The organism is Chungangia koreensis (assembly GCF_042651785.1).
GTDB lineage: Bacteria > Bacillota > Bacilli > Bacillales_A > Planococcaceae > Chungangia > Chungangia koreensis.
The window spans coordinates 18,023-38,027 of the sequence record NZ_JBHSEC010000004.1 but is presented as its reverse complement, the minus strand read 5'-3'; the positions used below and the strand labels follow the sequence as shown (position 1 = coordinate 38,027).

At 36.1% G+C, this 20,005-nt stretch carries 18 protein-coding genes, 1 tRNA gene, 1 pseudogene and 1 riboswitch; of the genes and pseudogenes, 15 read left to right on the top strand and 5 right to left on the bottom strand.

Annotated elements, in window-relative coordinates:
• Window positions 1–31: 31 nt before the first annotated feature.
• Window positions 32–217 (bottom strand): tyrosine-type recombinase/integrase, encoded by a 186-nt coding sequence (locus ACFOZY_RS04300; protein WP_378152643.1) that lies wholly within the window; start codon window positions 215–217, stop codon window positions 32–34.
• A 27-nt stretch (window positions 218–244) separates the two neighbouring features.
• Between ACFOZY_RS04300 and ACFOZY_RS04295 the strand changes: the two genes are divergently transcribed.
• The 10 genes from ACFOZY_RS04295 (at window position 245) to ACFOZY_RS04250 (ending at window position 13,021) form a co-directional block, all read left to right on the top strand.
• The gene (locus ACFOZY_RS04295; protein WP_378152669.1) at window positions 245–352 is read left to right on the top strand and encodes a hypothetical protein; all 108 of its coding nucleotides are present in this window, start codon (window positions 245–247) and stop codon (window positions 350–352) included.
• 67 nt (window positions 353–419) lie between these two features.
• Entirely contained in the window at window positions 420–884 is a 465-nt protein-coding gene (locus ACFOZY_RS04290) for a GNAT family N-acetyltransferase (protein WP_378152640.1), read from the top strand.
• Between the two features lie 393 nt (window positions 885–1,277).
• Window positions 1,278–1,613 (top strand): hypothetical protein, encoded by a 336-nt coding sequence (locus tag ACFOZY_RS04285; protein WP_378152638.1) that lies wholly within the window; start codon window positions 1,278–1,280, stop codon window positions 1,611–1,613.
• A complete protein-coding gene (locus ACFOZY_RS04280; protein ID WP_378152636.1) occupies window positions 1,549–2,103 on the top strand; it encodes a hypothetical protein in 555 nt (184 codons plus the stop codon). Before ACFOZY_RS04285 ends, ACFOZY_RS04280 begins: the two co-directional genes overlap by 65 nt.
• 389 nt (window positions 2,104–2,492) lie before the next feature.
• Complete coding sequence (locus ACFOZY_RS04275; protein WP_378152634.1) at window positions 2,493–3,698, top strand: MBL fold metallo-hydrolase; 1,206 nt, start codon at window positions 2,493–2,495, stop codon at window positions 3,696–3,698.
• 11 nt (window positions 3,699–3,709) lie between these two features.
• Window positions 3,710–7,549 (top strand): hypothetical protein, encoded by a 3,840-nt coding sequence (locus tag ACFOZY_RS04270; RefSeq protein WP_378152632.1) that lies wholly within the window; start codon window positions 3,710–3,712, stop codon window positions 7,547–7,549.
• A gap of 357 nt (window positions 7,550–7,906) precedes the next feature.
• A riboswitch (purine riboswitch) is annotated at window positions 7,907–8,008 on the top strand.
• Between the two features lie 122 nt (window positions 8,009–8,130).
• Window positions 8,131–9,288, top strand: coding sequence for a BMP family lipoprotein (locus tag ACFOZY_RS04265; RefSeq protein ID WP_378152630.1), 1,158 nt, complete (start codon window positions 8,131–8,133; stop codon window positions 9,286–9,288).
• Between the two features lie 96 nt (window positions 9,289–9,384).
• A complete protein-coding gene (locus tag ACFOZY_RS04260) occupies window positions 9,385–10,917 on the top strand; it encodes an ABC transporter ATP-binding protein (RefSeq protein ID WP_378152628.1) in 1,533 nt (510 codons plus the stop codon).
• On the top strand, window positions 10,910–12,061 hold the full coding sequence (locus tag ACFOZY_RS04255; protein WP_378152626.1) for an ABC transporter permease: 1,152 nt from the start codon (window positions 10,910–10,912) through the stop codon (window positions 12,059–12,061). The genes ACFOZY_RS04260 and ACFOZY_RS04255 overlap by 8 nt, the downstream gene beginning before the upstream one ends.
• On the top strand, window positions 12,062–13,021 hold the full coding sequence (locus ACFOZY_RS04250) for an ABC transporter permease (RefSeq protein ID WP_378152624.1): 960 nt from the start codon (window positions 12,062–12,064) through the stop codon (window positions 13,019–13,021).
• Window positions 13,022–13,125: 104 nt separating this feature from the next.
• Here the strand turns inward: ACFOZY_RS04250 and ACFOZY_RS04245 are convergent, their stop codons facing one another.
• Window positions 13,126–13,674 carry a hypothetical protein gene (locus ACFOZY_RS04245; RefSeq protein ID WP_378152622.1) on the bottom strand — a complete coding sequence of 183 codons (549 nt, stop codon included), beginning with the start codon at window positions 13,672–13,674 and terminating at the stop codon, window positions 13,126–13,128.
• A gap of 301 nt (window positions 13,675–13,975) precedes the next feature.
• Here ACFOZY_RS04245 and ACFOZY_RS04240 point away from each other — a divergent pair, with 301 nt between their 5' ends.
• Window positions 13,976–14,485 (top strand): DUF2062 domain-containing protein, encoded by a 510-nt coding sequence (locus ACFOZY_RS04240; RefSeq protein ID WP_378152620.1) that lies wholly within the window; start codon window positions 13,976–13,978, stop codon window positions 14,483–14,485.
• 24 nt (window positions 14,486–14,509) lie between these two features.
• Complete coding sequence (locus ACFOZY_RS04235; RefSeq protein ID WP_378152618.1) at window positions 14,510–15,055, top strand: GNAT family N-acetyltransferase; 546 nt, start codon at window positions 14,510–14,512, stop codon at window positions 15,053–15,055.
• A gap of 63 nt (window positions 15,056–15,118) precedes the next feature.
• Here ACFOZY_RS04235 and ACFOZY_RS04230 read toward each other — a convergent pair whose 3' ends face one another.
• Window positions 15,119–16,909: a sulfatase-like hydrolase/transferase gene (locus ACFOZY_RS04230; RefSeq protein WP_378152616.1), complete on the bottom strand. Its 1,791-nt coding sequence runs from the start codon at window positions 16,907–16,909 to the stop codon at window positions 15,119–15,121.
• A gap of 297 nt (window positions 16,910–17,206) precedes the next feature.
• Between ACFOZY_RS04230 and ACFOZY_RS04225 the strand changes: the two are divergent.
• From ACFOZY_RS04225 to ACFOZY_RS04215, 3 genes and pseudogenes are all read left to right on the top strand, one after another.
• Window positions 17,207–17,617 (top strand): annotated as a pseudogene (locus tag ACFOZY_RS04225) (cupin domain-containing protein); the annotation flags it as partial.
• Between the two features lie 410 nt (window positions 17,618–18,027).
• Window positions 18,028–18,558 (top strand): ferritin, encoded by a 531-nt coding sequence (locus ACFOZY_RS04220; RefSeq protein ID WP_378152614.1) that lies wholly within the window; start codon window positions 18,028–18,030, stop codon window positions 18,556–18,558.
• A 249-nt stretch (window positions 18,559–18,807) separates the two neighbouring features.
• Window positions 18,808–19,083: a DUF1292 domain-containing protein gene (locus ACFOZY_RS04215; RefSeq protein ID WP_378152612.1), complete on the top strand. Its 276-nt coding sequence runs from the start codon at window positions 18,808–18,810 to the stop codon at window positions 19,081–19,083.
• A gap of 43 nt (window positions 19,084–19,126) precedes the next feature.
• Here ACFOZY_RS04215 and ACFOZY_RS04210 read toward each other — a convergent pair.
• Window positions 19,127–19,200, bottom strand: a tRNA-Arg gene (locus ACFOZY_RS04210).
• A gap of 78 nt (window positions 19,201–19,278) precedes the next feature.
• Window positions 19,279–19,947 carry a hypothetical protein gene (locus tag ACFOZY_RS04205; protein WP_378152610.1) on the bottom strand — a complete coding sequence of 223 codons (669 nt, stop codon included), beginning with the start codon at window positions 19,945–19,947 and terminating at the stop codon, window positions 19,279–19,281.
• Window positions 19,948–20,005 lie beyond the last annotated feature (58 nt).

The following is a 20,005-nucleotide window of genomic DNA, read 5'->3' as shown; positions in this document are numbered from 1 at the left end:
TTTAAATTATGAAAGGCCTTCCTTGAGTTTACTAAACTTTTGGGAGGTCTTTTTTTCTATGTTCATTAGTCATGTTAGCGTAGATATTCATTGTGGTATTAATATCTGAGTGTCCTAAACGCTCCTGAAGCTCTTTCATACCAGCTCCAGCTTCCATGGGTATTGAGTTTTGGATTTGTCTTAAGGAATGTGGTGTAATATCATTATTAATGATCATTATCTTCCCAAAGAAATACACCGTTAAATAACACATGCATTTAGTTTATTGAATTATCTTTCTTACAAAGAAGTAGAAATTATGACAGGTATATCGAAAAGTATATTAATTCGAGCAAAAAGAAATAAATCTTGATTTAGTTCCTAATTACATCAAGATGAAATCTGAAATTTATTGCATTCTTAAAAACGGAGATGAAACTATGAAATTAATAAAAGATGAGAACCCCATGTGGGATGATAATAAAAAAACTATAGTTGAAGAAGGGCCCTTTAATTTGAAGAATCCTGAAATTGGGAGTCCTCTTGAAGAAGAATGGTGGAAGCTAATTGATATGGATCAAAATGTTTTGGGTTATGGTTGGATCACTATGGAAAATAATGATTTTGAGATTTCAGTAGCAATTCATAAGAACCATCAAGAATTAGGTTTGGGGACTTACATTTTAGGAGAATTAGAACAAATCGCTAAAAACAGGGGGTTCAAAGCAACTGTATCTGTAGTTAGAAAGAAAAATGACAATTCCGAGAGTATAATTAATTGGTTGTGCCGAAAGAATTATATTTCTCATTGGTTAGGGATTAAAGGAATGGAACCGAAAAGTAAAGAATTTGCAATTAACGTAGTAAAAAAATCAGACATTACGCTAATAAAGAATCTTGAATGACAGAGTATTATAGCTGCGAAGAATTTCGCATCATACTGCTATCTTTTGGTAGGATTACTTACAATTGTTATCACTTTAATATCTCAATTGTAAAGCACCTTAATAGGTGCTTTTTGCTTTCAGTAAACTTCATAGCCAGTGAGTAAAGGATTGTGTACAAATTTTGTTTCATAATCCTTTTTTTGCATCAAATTTAAGGATATATAATAGATGGTAGACTATTGAATTATTGATAACTGGATTAAATCTTGGTAATAGATTACGAGAAATAGCACATAGGGGCATTTATTTGATAATACCTTCACTATAGGGGGAGTAATTTGGCGATCATAGCTTAAACTTTAGGAGTACTTACGGAATAGAAGCGCTTGGAATAAGGAGGACAACAAATTTATGAATGAATATTTTAATAACCTAAAAGATTATAAAAATAAGTATACAAATTTACATAGTGACCCGAGACATTACTTAAGAGACCATATTGAAAATGAATTTTATCCGAAAGAGTCAGTAACCAAAAACTTTAATTTAGAATCTATAATTATTGAAATATGGGGAAGTATAGAAGTTCATGAGGCACACTGTTTCAAAGTAGAAAGTTATTCTTTAGTTAATTCTGTTTTCAAGTCAGTTGTGGAAGCTGCAATTTCAGGAAATAAGCTATATGATACAGTCTTTGCAAAAAAAAAGATTGTTACCAATATATTTTATAACAGTAGGAGAAGATGAGAAACAAAAAATTGTTTATATTGGTCAAACATTAAGGGGCAACAGGTTTAAAAAGGGTCATCTTGCAACGCAAAAATTGAATGATCCGAAATATGATTCCAAATTAAAAAAAGTTCATTTTGCTCAACTTTGGCTTGATTACTCAAATGAGGGTGAGAATTTAACTTGTCCAATTGAGTGGATTAATGATGAGAACTTAGTCACGGACATTGTTTTTTTATTAGAAAGGATATTAATGATTCATTTTTCCAGAAATGACGAGGAACTCATTAATATAGCAGGAGTGAAGAATAATCCTTTTATGGATTTATCTTGGGGCGCTTCCGGAATTCCTTCATTAAATAATAATAAAGAGAGAGAGTACGAATCAATTTGCATATTAGATATGTGTGGTTCAGGATTTGTTAGAGATATGTATGAAATCAAAAGTCCCGAAATATATAATATTCTATCCGAATGGAAAAAAGAGATTCCTGATAGAAATGAATGATAGACAACGAAGGATACGGTGATGAGTTTGCTTACTTCTTTTTTATAAAATATTTCTTTCTATATAAAGCACAAATTATACACCTTTAATTTGTTAGGGTGTCCACCAGTTATTAAAGCTGTTTCAGTGGTATGTAAATGGTTGGAAGGATGTTGAAGGTTGTTTAATTCTAAATAGTTAGTAAAGACAAGACTACTTCCTGATAAAAAGGGAGTAGTCTTTTTGTTATTTGTAATATGCTTAATTTATTGGAGAGAAAGTTTGGAATAATTTTATTGTCCTAATTTTTATTCGAACAGAGGGTTAGATATTGGCTAAATAACATTGGATTATTATGGTAAGATATAGTAAAACTCAAAGGAATTTATAATAAAATTGTGGAGGTATAAATGGTCCAAATTAAAATGTACCCGGCAAAGAATGGAGATTGTTTCTTAATCTCTTTAGGAGAAATAGAAAAAAAACACATATTAATAGATTGCGGATATATAGACACTTACGAAAATTTTTTAAAAAGAGATTTAGTGAAAATAGCTGAATGTAATGAAAAGATAAATTTAATGATCGTTACTCATATAGATTCTGATCATATCTCAGGTGCTATAAAATTTATTGAAGATAATAATAAAAACAAATTCATTGAAATTGACGAAGTTTGGTTTAATGCGTATCGTCACTTACAAAGTTTTAAAAAAGATGAAGACGAACTACAAGAAATTGAGAAGGATTTATTAGAAAGGGAGATAGCTTTAGGGAAATCACATTTAAATAGATATAATCGAGATGAGATAACTAAAGACGAAATTAGTGCAAAACAAGGATCTACTTTAGGAGCCTTGTTGTTACAAGGGAACTATAATTGGAATGGTAAATTTAATGGAGGTCCTGTAGTATCCAAAGATAATAAGCCCATATACATAGATGAAATTAAAATTAATTTATTGTCACCGGATGAGGACAAATTAAATAAATTAGAGGCAAAGTGGGTTAAAGAATTAAAAAAGAAGAAATGGAATTTCACTATTAATAAAAATGAATTATTTGACGACGCATACGAATATATGCAAATGATGTATGAGGATGATTCTAATATAACTGTTAGTGACATTTCCAGACAAAGTCAGGAAGGAACAAAGATATTAGAAGAATCAATTGAAATAGAATTCCCCATTGATGAAAGCGTTAACAATGGTTCTTCAATTGCAATTTTAATAAAAAGTAATGAAACAAAACTCTTGTTTTTGGCTGATGCCCATCCAAATATTATTATTGATAAATTAAGAGAAATAGGCGAAGAAAATTTTGATTTAGTAAAAGTATCACATCATGGGAGTTTAAAAAACACAAATTACGAATTGGCTTCAAATTTACAATCTACCAAATATTTATTTTCAACTAATGGATTTAAACATCTACATCCAGATCCTCAGACTATAATAAAATTGTTAGCTGCTAACCCGATGTGTGAAAAACAATTATATTTTAATTATAAGACTGAAACTTCAAACATATTTGAAAGTACTGAGTTACAAAATAAATATAATTATAAAATTATTACTGGTAATGGCGAAATGCCTATAGTAATTGAACTTTAGGGAGGATAAGTATGAAATTTAAAGATAATTTATCTATACCGAAAATAAAATGTAATGGAGATGTTTCATCAGGATTTCTAATTTCAGAAGATAAAGTTATCACAACCGTTCACTCAATAAAAGAATATTTATTTGATAATAGTATTTTAATTGAGATTATTTTCAAAGATACCAATGGAAAGAAAGAAATTAGATACGGAACACCTCTTTTACCTATTAATGAAGAAATAGGTGAAATTATTGCTTTGCAGCTTAATGAACCTATGGGGGAGACAAAATCGTTAGAATGTATAAAGTATGATTTTGAAGATCAAGCAGATGTTTTTACCTATGGTTATCCAGCTGTTAGAGAAAATGAAGGTACTCTAATTGAACTTAAATTAATCGGAGATAACGGTTACTTTGATTTAAAGGTAAATTCAGATTCTATTAAGGATTTCCAAGGATGTTCAGGTGGTCCAATAATTTATAAAAATTTTGTAGTAGGAGTAATGTTAGAGCAAGTTGCCGAAAATGGTGAAGCAAGCCGTATTGGAGCGGTGAGTTTGGTGAAATATGAAGATTATTTCGAAGAAATTGGCTTTACCTTATTTGAGAAAGCTTCGGATATTTATAGTTTTGAAGAATTTTTAATGGGATGCACTAACCCAAAAATTTCTTTGGATTTTTTCAATTACGAAGAAAAAGATTTTGAAGAGAATTTTTTAAGTATGCTAAATACTCAAAGTACAATATATTTGCAGGGTAAAACAAAAGAAGAAGTTATGGGATATGTTTTCTATATTATTAAAACAAAAACTAGACATTTAATCCCTAAGGTGTTAATAGTAGAAGGATTACAAGAATGGAATCAATTAAGGGAAAGCTCTGAAGGTAAAATTATTATACCAAATTTTAATGCTAATGAAATCACTCCTATACAAGGAAACATAAATATTATTTTGTATGGCGAAGAAGATTTTGTTGGTAATAAAAATCCTTTGAAACTTAATAAACGAACTCTAGATAATATGCGTGATAAGTTAACTGATGAAATTGGTGAGGCAACAATGGCGCACCAGTTAGTTCGCCAATGTAATGGTTTATATTCTATTTTCAAAAGAAAAGTATTTGAAGGAAAAAATGGTAAACCTAAATGGGAAGAACACACAGATTTAAATTTATTACCGGCATTATTAGCGGGTTCATGGAAAAATAATTCCAAAGATAAATTATTTATAGAACGATTAACTAATATGGATTATTACGAGTATATAGACTCTATTAAAGATATTACGAATGGCGAAGATCCATTTATTTTACACTACAACACTGGTTATGAAGATGTATTTAAATTAGCAAATATTGAAGAAAGTTGGGAGATTTTATTTTCAAAAATTACAAAAGAAAAGCTACAGATATTTGAAGGCTTAGTATTGGAAGTCTTTAGTGAAATACCAGCTATATTTGATTTGCCTGTCGAGGAACATTATCGGTCTGGATTACTAACTGATGAGAAAATAGAGTACTCTAGCATTCTAAAAAGAGGAATTATTAGATCTCTGGTAGCTCTGGCGTTAATAGAAAATGATACTAATACAAATAATAATCAAAGATTTGTAGATAATATTATACAAGGCCTATTAGTACAAACGCAGAATTCAAAACAGTGGTTTGCAATAGCAGAGTTTTTACCTCTAATGGCAGAAGCCTCTCCGCTAATTTTTGTTGATTTTTTAGAAAAGGAAGTTAATAATCCAGAATCAAAACTGTGGGACTTATTTGAAAGTACATCCGATGGTTTTTTCGCAAGGAATTATTATACACATGTTCTGTGGTCTCTTGAAAAGTTACTTTGCTTAGAAAGTATAGCACCTAAATCCATACAAATACTAGTTAAACTTGCAGAAAGGAACCTGAGTTATAAACTTTCTAATAGTCCATTATCCACACTATCTCAAGCTTTATCTGGTTGGTTACATGTGATTAATGTCAGTTTAGATGAAAAGATTGATTTAGTTGAATATATTGTTGAAACTAGCTCAATTGGATGGGGAATTTTGGAGCAAATTCTACCTGATAGAAGTAACCACGGCTCGTTTTTAAGTATGACTCGTTTGGATTATAGACCATATGAGTTTAAATATAAATTAAAATTTAGTGATCAATTATTTAAAACTTATAAGGCTTATACTTCAATTGCAATTAATAATGCTAATAACGATTTAGAAAAATGGAGTGTATTATTCGATAAATGTTTCTTTATAGAGTTAGGACTATATGATTTAGTAAGAGAGAAATTTGTTCAAGCTCTCTCTAATAATGAAATAGATGAAGTTAGATATACATTTAAAGAAAAGGTAAGAGATATTATATATAGGCATAGATTTTTTAAGGATTCCGACTGGGCTTTAAGTGAAGAAAATGTAAAAAAGATTGAAGAACTATTTAATCTAATTACTTTTAAATGTGATATTTATAATTATTTGCATTTATTTACGAATGAAAAGCTAGTCGAGTTGAATCCGACTCCATATGATAGAAACGAAAGAACTAACTGGGAAAAGCAAAAAGAAAAATTGAAAGAAGAACGCATAAAGGTACTAAAGTTGATTATTGAAAAACCACAGGATTTTTGGAATATGCTTGAGCTTTTAAGAATTCATGATACAACAAGTCGTTCACAACAAGTTATTGGAAGTATTTTAGCTAGTGATATTTATAACTATGATTTGAATTTTAACTTTTTTGATGAGGCTTTAGCAAACTCAGCCGAACTCTTTTTTATTTCTTATGTTGAAAAGGTTTATATTAAGGAAGGAGAAAAGATAATTAAATCTATATTAGATTACTTAGAAGGAAAGGCTGAACTGGTGCTTCCTATATTAAAAATTCTACGCGTTGATGAAAAAGTGTTGGACATAATAAATACGTATTCAGAAGAATTACAGGATAAATATTGGACGGATTTTGTAATACATTGGGATATAGTTGATAATTCAGTAAAGGAGAAGGTATGGTCAAAACTTATAGAGTACAAAAATATAAATGCTCTATTAAGAATGATAGATATATACTTTGAAAAAGACATAGAGAAAAATTTAATATTATTAGAAGAAATATTGTCAAATCAAGAAACATTCACTATAAACAGTCAAAATAGCTATTTAATTCTTGAAGTGTTTGAACACATTTACAGGGAAACTAATTCAAATATTGATAGAAATCTCTATTTAAGAATTTGTTATTTAGAATGGGCATACTTTAGTTTAATAATTGATCAACTACCTCCAAAATATTTAATGGAAGAACTTAAAACTGATTCCAAATTGTTAGCTTCATTAATCCAAGCTGCTTATAAATCTTCTAAAGAAGAAGAAAAAGATATTGATGAAGTGAAAAAAAGGTTAGGGAAACAGGCATGGGAAATCTTATTTAAACTAAAGTTTTGCCCGTGCGTAGACGAAAATAACGAAATATCAGAAGAGAAATTAGAAACATGGGTTAAAATATTTTTAGATGAAATTGATAGAACTGGACATGAGAAAATAGGAAGACAAATTCTGGGTGAATGCTTTGCTTATTCTCCTAAAAATGAAGATATATTTCCACAAATTGCGGTGTGCAAGGTATTTGAAAAGTATTACACAGAAGATGTTGGAATAGGTTTTGAAATGGGGATCTTTAATAGCAGAGGTGTTTATTGGGGAACTAATGGTAGAGAAGAAGCAGCACTATCAGCTCAATATGACAATTATGCAAGAAAAGTTCGAATTAGGTACCCTAAAGTATCAACCGAATTACTTAAAATATCTCAGAATTATAAAAGGCAAGCTTTCCGTGAAAGAGAGCGTGCTTCATATGAGTTATAAAATAACAAAAGAGAAAAATCTATTCGAAAGATTTTATTGGAAGAGTGTTATTTATTTCAAAATATTTAGGAAGTAAGATTACAGACAACACTAAAAGAAAACCTTGACACATAAGTATCAAGATAAGCGGAGTGAAATGCGGAATTTTTGTTAATATAGTAAAGTTTCAACAAGTCCCCTATAAGTGGAGAAACTTATAGGGGTTTTTTTATTCTATTAGTTCCTCTGGTGTCTTTCATATGATTCTTTATTCCTAATTGACACACTAATCACACAACTCACGAACAATTGTTTAAATTTCAAACAAAATATTCGGATTTTGTTGACAGCCCTTATTATTGATGTTAAATTGAGTTTGTAAAAATTAAATATTATTCTCGTATAATATTGGGGATATGGCCCAGAAGTTTCTACCAAGCTGCCGTAAATGGCTTGACTACGAGGTTGTGTATATTCATGGGCGATTATTCTTTTTTATTTTTCTTTAATTCCCCATTGTCTACCTTCCTACAGTCAAGCACCGGTGAAAACTCGGTGCTTTTAATTTTTGCAAAAAAGCAAATCAACAGGAGGAAACAACATTGAAAAATCATTCAAAGAAATATGTAATGGTGTTAATCATTGCTTTCATAACAGCATTTTTAGCAGCGTGCGGAAGTGACTCAGCAAAAGATCAAGAAGCAGATGCTGCGTCCGGATCAGATGAAGAAGGACTGAAAATTGCGATCATCACAAGCCCTTCCGGCGTTGATGATGGCAGCTTCAATGAAGATAACTACAATGGTATTTTAAGCTTCATTGAAAACCATCCAACAGCAACAGTGAAGGCTGTTAGAGAAGAATCTGGTGACCCTGCTGCGAGTGTACAAGCTGTTGCTGATATTGTGGCAGATTATGATGTTATTGTAACTCCTGGGTTCCAATTTGCTGGAGTTTCTACTCTTGCTGTAGAAAATCCAGATAAGTTCTTTATTATTAATGACTCTGAGCCAGCTCCTGTAGATGGCCAAACGGAATTCGATAATATCTATGCGATGAATTTCGCTGAACAAGAAAGTGGCTTCTTTGCAGGAATGGCTGCAGCACTTGAAACAAAGACAAACAAAGTAGCGGTTGTAAATGGGATCGCTTATCCTTCTAACGTTAACTATCAATTTGGTTTCGAATCAGGCGTGAACTACGCGAACAAGGTTTATGGCAAAGATGTTGAAATTGTTGAGTTGTCTGGTTATGCAGGAACTGATGTAACGGGTGCTGATGTTGGTGGTAACTACGCAGGTTCTTTCTCAGATGAGGCAACTGGTAAAGTGATTGCAAATGCGCTAATTAAACAAGGTGTAGATATCATCTTCCCTGCAGCAGGCGGCACTGGTAACGGTGTATTCACAGCTGTCAAAGAAGCGAAGGACGATGTGAAAGTAATTGGTGTGGACGTTGACCAATATGATGACGGTGCAAACGGTTCTGAAAATATTGTGTTAACATCTGCTGTGAAATTCATGGCGATGAACATTGAAAAGTCATTGAATTCTGTTGTTGATGGAACATTTGAAGGCGGAAATGTCGTTCTTCATGCGGATACAGATTCAACTGGTTTCATTAAAGAAGAAGGTCGTCACCAACTTTCTGACGATACGCTAAACAAATTGAATGAAGCGTACGAGTTAGTGAAAGATGGCACGATCGTACCTGCATCTAACTTTAACGAGCACACTCCAGAAGAGTTCCCAGGACTATAAGATAAATTAGAGACACAATCACAATAGAAGTTTGTCAGTTCCCTATGGGAATGATGAACTTCTATTATTTTTCCGGTTGTGAGGAAGGAGAACAGGATGTCTGATTATATCGTAGAAATGAAACACATCACGAAACGTTTTCCTGGAATCGTAGCGAATGATGACGTCTCCATCGGCATTAAAAAAGGAGAAATCTTTGCTTTACTTGGAGAAAACGGTGCAGGTAAATCAACATTGATGAGTATGTTAAGTGGAATGTACGAACCCGATGAAGGAGAAATCTATATTCGGGGAGAGAAAGTTCAGATCAGTTCGCCGAACCATGCAGCAAACCTGAACATCGGAATGGTCCATCAACATTTTAAGTTGGTTGAGGATTATACGGTTACAGAGAATATCACTTTAGGAGTCGAGCCGATCAAAAAATTCGCTGGTCTTTTTCCATACGTAGATATTCGTAATGCCAATCGTAAAATTGAAGAATTGTCCAAGAACTTCGGATTAGAAGTGGAACCTACTAAAAAAGTTGCTGATCTGACGGTTTCCATGCAGCAACGTGTTGAAATTTTAAAGGTGCTTTATCGTGAAGCCGAAATCCTCATTTTTGATGAACCAACAGCAGTCTTAACGCCACAAGAAATCGACTTCTTGCTCGGTATTATTGAAGGTCTGCGGAATAGCGGAAAAACAATCATATTAATCACACATAAGTTAGAAGAAATTAAGAAAGTGGCCGATCGATGTGCCGTATTGAACAAAGGGAAGTTAGTAGACGTATTGGATGTAAAGACCACATCAGTCAAGCTTATGGCTCAGTTAATGGTGGGACGAGAGGTAAATTTTGAATCTGAAAAAGTACCTGCTCAATTTATAGAGGAAGTATTGAGAGTAGAACATTTAACCGTGAAAAATGAGGCCGGATTTGAAGTAGTCAAAGACGTTTCCTTTACGATACACAGTGGTGAAATCTTTGCGATAGCGGGTGTCGCGGATAATGGGCAAGTCGAAATAGCGGATGCTATTGCCGGATTGACGAAGGCTAGCGCAGGAAAGATAGTGCTTAATGGCAAGGACATTACCCATGACAGCATAAGAAGCAGAACTGAATCTGGTATCTCTTATATACCAGAAGACCGTCAAAGATTCGGATTGTTTTTGGACTTTGATTTATCCACGAATTTAGCTTCAAAGCAGTACTACAAAGAACCCTTTTCGACGAAAGGAATCTTGAAAGAACACGAATTTGAGCAATTCGGCAGCCAGTTGATTGAACAATACGATATTCGAAGTGGGCAAGGCAACAAGACGCAAGTCCGTTCGATGAGTGGCGGTAACCAGCAAAAAGCCATTATTGCCCGTGAAATCGAATTGCAATCCCCGCTTATGATTTTCGTTCAACCAACACGAGGAGTAGATATTGGTGCAATAGAAAATATTCATAGAATGATGATCGAACAGCGCGATCAAGGCAAAGCGATCTTACTCGTTTCGTTGGAGTTGGACGAAATTATGAATGTAGCGGATACGATCGGCGTGATCTATAACGGCCAACTTCAAAAGATCGCAAAAAGTGAATCATTAACGACCAATGAAATCGGCGAATATATGATGGGGGCTAAGCATGAGTAAAGATCAAAAGAAAAGTAGCTTAAGTTATCGTCTGTTATGGCCAATACGGAATGAGAAATGGCAACCGATCACAATTCCGGTCGCCTCTATAATAATCAGTTTCATCGCTGCAGCAATTGTCATACTACTTCTCGGCAAAAATCCGATTCAAGCGTTTTATAACTTATTCCAAGGGGCAGGAATCTTGCCGAAGGCTTCTTATGCTGGCTATAAGAGCATGCTCACTGACTTTTTGAGTTTGCTGGATTCTATGACACCGCTTGTGTTTGCCAGTTTGGCAGTCGCTGTTGCTCTTAGAGCGGGCTTATTTAATATTGGGGTTTCAGGTCAAATGCTGGTCTCCGGTTTCTTGGCGACCATCATTGTTGGTTACAGTGGATTGGATGCTGTCATGGCAAAGCCTCTTGTATTGCTGATTGGACTTGTTGCCGGCGGTTTGATGGGCGGATTAGTAGGGTGGTTAAAACATAGATTTAACATTCATGAAGTAGTATCTACGATCATGTTAAATTACATTGCCCAATATGTGATTAGCTTCTTTATTCAAATGTATTATATCGATCCGATTTCAAGACAATCCAAATATATTTCAGAAGCAGCACGACTGACATTAGTGAATGTAGAGATGGCAAACTTGAAAATGGACATTCCATTGGGCTTCATTTTAGCCATTATAGTCGCGATCTTCATTAAGTTCCTTATGGACAAGACAGTGGTTGGTTTTGAAATTAAAGCAGTAGGATCCAACCGGGATGCTGCAAAATATACAGGCATCAAGGTCGGAACAAATACAGTGTTAGCCATGATCATTTCTGGTGGTTTAGCTGGTCTTGCCGGTGTGACGTATTATTTAGGTTATTTCTCTTCCATCCAACCAAAAGTTTTATCAAGTATCGGTTTTGACTCGATTGCGGTTGCACTATTAGGAAACTCCCATCCAATCGGGATTATTTTCTCGTCCTTGTTAATATCAATTATTGACCAAGGAAGCACGTATATGAGTTCGCAGGCAGGAATCAGACAAGAAATCGCTTCTGTGATTATCGGGCTCATCTTATTGTTTAGTGCGTGTGGTGCGTACGTGAAGCATAAAGTCAGCCGCTTGAAGGAAAAAGAAGTGGATCGAAAGGACAGTGAATCATAAATGGATACGATTATTATTGATGGATTATCCTTTGCTCTGCCTCTTTTTATCATGGCGATAGGCGGTATATATAGCGAGAAAAGTGGGATTACCAACTTAGCACTTGAAGGCTTTCAAGGATTCGGCGCATTCATCGGTGGCCTGTCAGCTGTGCTAATCGCAAACGCTTCAGGAGCAGCTATTGAAGATATGTTCTACGTAGCGTTATTATTTTCGATGATTGGCGGAATGGGATTTTCCGTAATTCATGCGGTATTAAGTATTAAATTTAAGGCCAATCAAGTAATCAGCGGTGTTGTCATCAATATTTTGGCGTTAGCTCTCACGACTTTCTTAACAACACAGATCAATGCGGTAGTATTCGGAGCGGCTTCGGACAAGTTCCGTTTAGGTGTATCGGAGCGGTTTACGATTGACGGTTTAGCTAATATACCAGTGATTGGTGCAATTTTTACAGATGTGTATCCGTTCCAAGTGATCATTGTTGTGATTGCCATTTTTGCTTGGTATGTCTTATATAAGACCAGATTCGGTTTGCGTTTAAGGGCGAGTGGGGAAAATCCACAATCTGTTGATGCAGCAGGTGTAGATGTAGCGAAGATTCGTTTTTCTGCCGTACTAATATCAGGTCTTTTATCCGGTCTCGCTGGTATGTGTTTTGCCTATTCCATTTCCGCTCAATTTTCTTCCAACATTTACATGGGGTATGGATTCTTGGCGATTGCAGCGTTAATCTTCGGCAACTGGAGGATTCTCCCGACTTTAGCGGCATGTCTGTTATTCGGTTTTGCCAAATCAGGAGGGACGTTCATAGCTCAGGCAATGGCATTGCCAAGCAGTTTCACTGATTTATTCATGATCTTACCGTATGTATTAACATTATTGTTGTTGATCTTCTTCTCCAAATCGAACCGAGCACCGAAAGCATTAGGTGAGATTTATGATAAAGGGAAGAGATAAATAAAGATACTATATTCAATTTGAAATAATTTACTATGAAATAGCCACTTCTCCTAAGTTGGAGAGGTGGCTATTTATATGGATGTTCTATTTACACAGGTTGTTTATAAAAATGAATGAATTAAAAATAGAATGGCAAAGGCAATTCCTGATCGTAAATGCCATTTCTTGTCCATTCTTTGATAGCGAAATAGTCCGGATATCGGAACAGGCAGCAGGACGAACAATGCAAGCAATCCATTTATATTGTCAAAATCAAATTCGAAGCCGTGCAAGAAGACTGCTACAGTATGCAAGATAATTAAAGCGATGGCGAGTATCGCTATTGGCGTATGCCATCGTCTGGAAAATCGCAGTAGAGTGGACAACCATTTTTTTAGATTGATCTGCCCTTTTAAAAAACGTAACTTCATCAGTCGAAGAAGTACATAATATGTAAGGACAAAAAATAATGCAATCCTTGCAATTGAACCAAAATCCTTCATTGTATCTTCAAACTGCTCGCTATGCAGATAGGCTAATGAATGTTGTAATAGTCCATTAATTTCCCAAAACAACATGAAATCAGACACCATTAGCGCAACGATTATCCAGATCCGTTCTTTTTGGGGGACCAATTTTCGTTTTTGTACATTGTTTTCCCGTGTGCTCATTGGCTTGTCCTCCTCTTAAGTGGTTGTGGAGAGCGTTCATCCGTGTATTGAACAATTTACTAACAACTGTCTATTAACGTTGGCATTGTCATTGAATCCTATTCATCATTGTAATAAACCCACCATAACTTTTTAAAAACAATGTAACACGGTAAAGGGAATCAGGTTCAATATATATGAAATCTTAATGAAAAATTCATCTGAAAAATCGTTAGTGAGCATTCAACTTCTCAACCCAGTTCTGTAGTATGGAAGATAAGTCTCGGAAGATTTGAATATTATAAGTAGATCACGAGTAGATTTGGAAAGGATCAATTGGATGAAAATCAAACGCAAACTTAAATATTCCCTTCTTCGTCTATTTCGATTGAAGGGAAGTCCACATCAAATAGCGGCTGGTATGACCATAGGTTTTCTGCCTAATTGGTTTCCGACGTTCGGATTAGGCCCTGTCCTATCAGTTGCCTTAGCAAGGTTGATCAAGGCGAATCTGTTTGCGGCCGTCTTTGGAGGTCTGATCGGAACCCTTATTTGGCCATTCCTCTTTCTTTTGAATTATAAAGTCGGAAGTCTTCTTTTAAGTCAAAGGCCAAAGATTGATGAAATTAAAGAAGTGGATTATATAGAAGCCCTCAATCATACGGTAGATGGATTTGAGAATTTTCGTAACGGCGGTTACATGTTCTTAATGGGAGCGGCAGTGAATATATTGGTTTCTTCAATTGTGATTTATATTGCTGTATATTGGATCTTTAAGAGGTACCGAGTAGGGTTATTGAATAAAGTAAGATTCAATGACAAAAGGATGTAATTTCTCTTGGATTGGGGCGTTTTTATGTTTAGTCAAAAAGAAGTTTTTAACGTTAAAGGTATACAATACATCATCCGATCTGCTGAAGAGAAGGACGCGAAAGAGCTTGCTGCTGTCCGTCTCCAAATCGATGGAGAGACCGAGAATTTAGATCGGGAAAGAGGAGAGGGTTTCATCGATGAGGAAGGGTTTAAACAACGTATTCAGACTGACACGGAGCACCCGAAAAACCTCTTTTTAGTTGCTGAAATCGACGGGAGAATTGTCGGATTTTCCAGATGCGAAGGAACGAATTTAAAGAGATTGTCTCATAAGGTAGAGTTTGGGGTCTGTGTCCTAAAGGATTATTGGGGATTGGCGATCGGTAAGAACTTGTTAGAAGTCTCGATTAATTGGGCAGATTCCCATGACATTCGGAAAATGGTTCTCAGCGTATTAGAAACGAATGAAAAAGCGATTAAACTCTATGAAAGCTACAACTTTGAAGTGGAAGGAATAGTAAAGAAAGATAAGAAGCTCTCCGATGGTAAGTTCTATAGCACGATTTTAATGGGAAGATTTAAAGAGTAAGGGACAATATTAGTATTGGAATGAACAAATACCACTTCTCAATTTTTGAGAAGTGGTTATTTTTTACTTTCCATCTTTAATTCCCAAACTATTGCCGTTTGAAGGAGTAATGCGTTTCTTGTCTCGCTGTTCATTTAAAATTTGATTGAGCAGCTTCTGCGTGATTTTCAATTCACGCGACTGATGGTCTGGATGGGCCAAATTGATAGCTTCAAAAGGGTCTCTCGTTAAGTTATAGAGTTCATATTCATCGGGAACAGGCACTGTTTTTATTGTAGTTATACAAAGGGATGCCGTTTTGTTATTAGTTACTGGGGTGGTTCCGTTTTGGACTGTAGTTATATCTTCAACACCTGGATTACTCCAAAATTGAGGATTATCAAAGTATCTGGTGTATTTCCAAGTCTCCATTACATGGTTGTTTCCGGTCGGAAGTTTTACAATAACTGATTCGAGGTGGTTTGGCTGAATGACGGACTCATAAGGATTTCCAGTAAGTGTGAACTGATTAAGTCCTTTAGAGAATTCGTCATCTGTCATGAAATAGAGCGGTTCATTGGCTCGGGGGAAGTTTGCCTTGCCGTGGAGTAGCGGACTCAAATCCCGGCCGACCAATGGATGTACTTCCGTATGATTCTGCTTCAAGTGTTCTTGAGCTTCCAAAACATCGATATTTGCGATGTGTAGAAGAGTAGGAACGATGTCTACATGGCTTGTGAGCATATTCGTTTTAGTAGGTGACGTGAAAAGAGTAGGGTTGGAAATAATTAATGGAACATGTAGGGCTTCTTCGTAGGCGTTGTGCCATTTCTGAAATAATCCGCCATGTGATCCGACCAAACTTCCGTGATCAGCAGTGAACACAACGATGGTGTCTTCAAAAAAGATTGAATTTCTTAATGCTTGGTATACCTTGAACATCTCTTCGTCTACCTGTTTGTGAAGTGAATAATACAATTGGCGGTAAAACGGCGAATCCAATGTCGGTTGGAGTGCCTTTTGGTAGACGTCACGGTAACTCGCTTGTGCGGAAGGTTTAGTCAGTAAATCTTCATCAGCAGTTGGTGAGGCTGGGATGAACGGAACAGTATGATCCAGTTCGAAATTGAAGTTCGGAAGGAAACGGGTGAACTCTCCGAATAAGGTAATGTCATGAGGGTTGACGAATGAGGAGACAATCAGCCAAGGTTGGTCATTTTCACAACTTTGTTCTTCAAGCTCCTCGATCAGTTTTACGACATCATGGGCGTAGACGACATCACGTCCGCTCACACCTTTGGCCGCAGAAGATGCAGAGTTCCGAGGACTTGAGCCATGTGGTTCCGGTCCTATCCATCCGCTAAAACCATAAGGATCAAGCCGATCGGCATTCAAGTATAGTTCTTCCCGATCATGATTAGGTGCTCCGGTTTGCGGGTGATAGCTAAGTAATGCATTGTGGGTACCCGGGATTAATAGATCTTCATCGCTCGCATGCCATTTGCCTTTCCAAAATGTTTGATATCCGGCAGTTCGGAAATAATCACCGATGGTTGGAACTGTATTTGGGTCCAGCCAAAATACATCTGGATCAAATGCCCCTTTTGCAGCCCCCGTTGTTTGTGTTACCCCATGAAGTGAAGGATATTGACCGGTGTATAGTGTAGTCCTGCTCGGTGAACAAGCTGTACTTCCGATATAGTGATTCAAAAAAGTCATTCCAGTTTGCTGCAGCAACTCATGAGTTTTTAAGTGGCGTTTTCGCCATTCCAACAGTTCTTTATTCTCGTAGGCACTTGGATATCGTTCTTCATCGACAAGCATGATCAGTATATTTGGATGTCTCTTGGGAGGTCGATTCTCATTAGTAGTCAAAGTTTTCTTCTCCTCATGAATATAGTTATTTTCTATCATATGTAGAAGAAGAAAATATTGAGTAGGATGTGTGGAAAATAATCTTATAAGTCAGAGATAACTTCATTGTAAAAGGAATTACTAAGTACCTTCGCCGATCATCTTGCATAACATATTTTTATCATTGCGAAGGGATGAGAAAAAATGTATTATGTTCCCTATTTCCATTATCACCCTCCCGGTTACGTCAATATGGCCGTCTACCCGGTAGGAGGACAGCCTTATTCTGGATTGGCTGTAACTGATCCAATGCCACAGATGGGTAGAAACCAAGGGATTCCATTAAAGGAGTATGGTCCAAATCCTTTTACCATTAATATTAATGAAGCGTCAAAGCGCAACACTAACTATCGAACGGCACTATGGACGGGCAAACACCTGCAAGTTACTTTAATGAGTATTAATGTGGGTGAGGACATCGGTTTAGAAATACATCCGGAAGTGGACCAATTTTTGCGTATTGAACAAGGGCAAGGCGTTGTTCAAATGGGCAAGACCAAGGAGAACTTGACATATCAACGAAATGTCATGGACGATTCTGCGATTATGATTCCGGCAGGCACTTGGCATAATGTCATCAACACCGGGCCAATTCCGTTAAAGCTTTACTCAATCTATGCACCGCCTAATCATCCGCCAGGAACCATTGATGTGACAAGAGCCGCTGCCATGGCAAGAGAAGAGATGAGTGGACATGACCAAGCGGTACGTGTTGATGGGAAGACACCAGATGAATGGATTCAATACACAGAGTTTTTAGTGAAGGAAGGATTGGAAGACGTGGAAAGAGGGATTAATGCCACGCATATTCTTCAGGAATTCATCTTAATGGGACTGCTTGTAGGTAAGGGGTATTCACCAGAAAAAGCTTATCAAACTGTTGAGGATTGGGAGCGTACGGGAGTATCAAAGATTCTTCAAGAAAGTAAAAAGATGTAACATCACATGTAGGAGCGGTTAGTCTTTATACCGTTCCTTATTTTTTCTTTGTTATGATGATCAATCGTGACAAGTAACCAGTAACCATCTATAGGTAAATGTCATAACTTACAGTATGTGAATTTGAAGGAGAGGAAAAATTGAACGAAGAATTACAGAGATTAATCAATAATCTGATACAAATTGAAAATTACTCATCTGCCTTATATTTGGCAATGTCCGCTCAAATGGGAAGATTAAATTATACGGGAATGGCGAAATGGCTAAGATTACAATCAGAGGAAGAGCGGACGCATATGTTGACACTGATCAACTATATGGTTGATAAAGACGCAACCGTCAATCTAACTAGCGTACCCGCATTTCCAACTGATTTTGGTTCACCACTTGAATTGTTCCAAAAGGTTCTCGAACATGAAAAATATGTAACAAACGCTTATCGACAAGCGTTCAACTATGCAAATCAAGCAGATCCTCAAGCTGCGGTCATTATTCAAGACTTCTTAAGAGAACAGATTAACGAAGAGGCTCAATCTCAAACAATTGTTTCAAGACTTACGTTAGCTCAGAATAATCCTTCTGCTATTTTGCTGATTGACCAGGAATTAGGTCAGAGACAGGCGGCTGGAGCAGCTCCCGCAGCTAGTGGTGCCGCCGCAGGCGGGGCATAATTCTATAGTGAATTGAACATAACCACTTCTTTGATGGATCTTTTTCGCTCCCATATAAATTTAAATTGAATTTGAGTAATAAAAAATCCTATAAAACTTAGTTCATTTTGAAAAAATGAAACACAGTAACAATGATAACTTTCACTATGTTTTCAAGGAAGTTCGTCATATTAAATTCCTCAAGTTATGAGTGTGATCTGAAAAATAGGGTAACTTAATCGTGAGGAAATTACGATTGGAGGAATCCACATGGAAGAGAATTTAGGTAAAATCGAAGTCGGAAACTTATTCACAATAGTAGATGAAGACGATCAAGATCAACAGATGGAAGTATTAGGTTTGCTGCCTGTAGAGGGAAATGATTATGTAGCAGCAGCCTTTGTTGAAGAACTGGAAATGGATTCCGAAGAGGATATTGATATTTATTTCTTCCGGATTGAGGAAGAAGGAGATTTGACCTTCATTGAAACCGATGCTGAATTCGATAAAGTATCCGCTGCCTTTGAAGAAGCCGGAGCGGAATAATAAAAAGGCTTTCCGATACACCATCGGAAAGCCTTTTTCATTACCTCCTCTACAGGATTTGAACCTGTGACCTACAGTTTAGGAAACTGTTGCTCTATCCTGCTGAGCTAAGAGGAGATGACCTAAATAGGACATCAATCATTATAACATATTTAGTTCCTTCATTAAAAGGCTACTTCAAATCAGTCCAACATTTTAGTTAACTGTTAACTCGTCCTTTAAGAGTTTCCGTTTTGTCCACATTAATGATGTCAACAAGATGAGTTCGAAAAGATTGGTAATAGCATTACTTTCAATCTCTAATGGCACGGCACTGCCAATCGTCATAATCACGACACCGATGAAAAATACGTACCAGCCTGTTTTCTTCCATAGGATGGCACTCACAACGAGCATTGCAAGTGTAATCATGAGAATCATGATGGGTGGTCCGTTCGGTCCTTCTGCAGATGAATAACTGACCACACCATAAGCTTTGTCCACTTTAAGCTGAAGATCTGCAGTAACGGAAATGACTTCCATGACAATTGCGGCAATCATATAGAGCAAAGCAATGATCGTTACCCAACACTTCTTCACCCAAGCAACACCGCTTTCCCGAAGTGTTCCTATTGAAAAGATTACTAATAGAGGGGTAATAAAAGCATGAAACCAAAACCTGGCTGCATTCAAGTTCTTAAGTAATTCTCCTTCACCAATCCAATCACCGATTGCCAATATGAAGTTATCATAGATCAGCGCTCCAACAACCACAAAGAGGACACTCGTCCACTTTTTGAAGGCTTTGGTACTGATCCCTTTTAATCCCCACACGAGTAACCCTATATACACAATGGTGAATAAAGCGAAAAATAGTTTATCCATAATACACCTCTTTTCCTATTACTGTGCTTTCCCGTTATTTTCCGACATCTAACAAAAG

Coding starts and splice junctions, on each gene's coding strand:
- ACFOZY_RS04250 (WP_378152624.1), top strand. CDS start 12,062: ATGGATACGATTATTATTGATGGATTATCCTTTGCTCTGCCTCTTTTT.
- ACFOZY_RS04260 (WP_378152628.1), top strand. CDS start 9,385: ATGTCTGATTATATCGTAGAAATGAAACACATCACGAAACGTTTTCCT.
- ACFOZY_RS04215 (WP_378152612.1), top strand. CDS start 18,808: ATGGAAGAGAATTTAGGTAAAATCGAAGTCGGAAACTTATTCACAATA.
- ACFOZY_RS04270 (WP_378152632.1), top strand. CDS start 3,710: ATGAAATTTAAAGATAATTTATCTATACCGAAAATAAAATGTAATGGA.
- ACFOZY_RS04275 (WP_378152634.1), top strand. CDS start 2,493: ATGGTCCAAATTAAAATGTACCCGGCAAAGAATGGAGATTGTTTCTTA.
- ACFOZY_RS04235 (WP_378152618.1), top strand. CDS start 14,510: ATGTTTAGTCAAAAAGAAGTTTTTAACGTTAAAGGTATACAATACATC.
- ACFOZY_RS04290 (WP_378152640.1), top strand. CDS start 420: ATGAAATTAATAAAAGATGAGAACCCCATGTGGGATGATAATAAAAAA.
- ACFOZY_RS04300 (WP_378152643.1), bottom strand. CDS start 217: ATGATCATTAATAATGATATTACACCACATTCCTTAAGACAAATCCAA.
- ACFOZY_RS04280 (WP_378152636.1), top strand. CDS start 1,549: ATGATACAGTCTTTGCAAAAAAAAAGATTGTTACCAATATATTTTATA.
- ACFOZY_RS04285 (WP_378152638.1), top strand. CDS start 1,278: ATGAATGAATATTTTAATAACCTAAAAGATTATAAAAATAAGTATACA.
- ACFOZY_RS04245 (WP_378152622.1), bottom strand. CDS start 13,674: ATGAGCACACGGGAAAACAATGTACAAAAACGAAAATTGGTCCCCCAA.
- ACFOZY_RS04205 (WP_378152610.1), bottom strand. CDS start 19,947: ATGGATAAACTATTTTTCGCTTTATTCACCATTGTGTATATAGGGTTA.
- ACFOZY_RS04255 (WP_378152626.1), top strand. CDS start 10,910: ATGAGTAAAGATCAAAAGAAAAGTAGCTTAAGTTATCGTCTGTTATGG.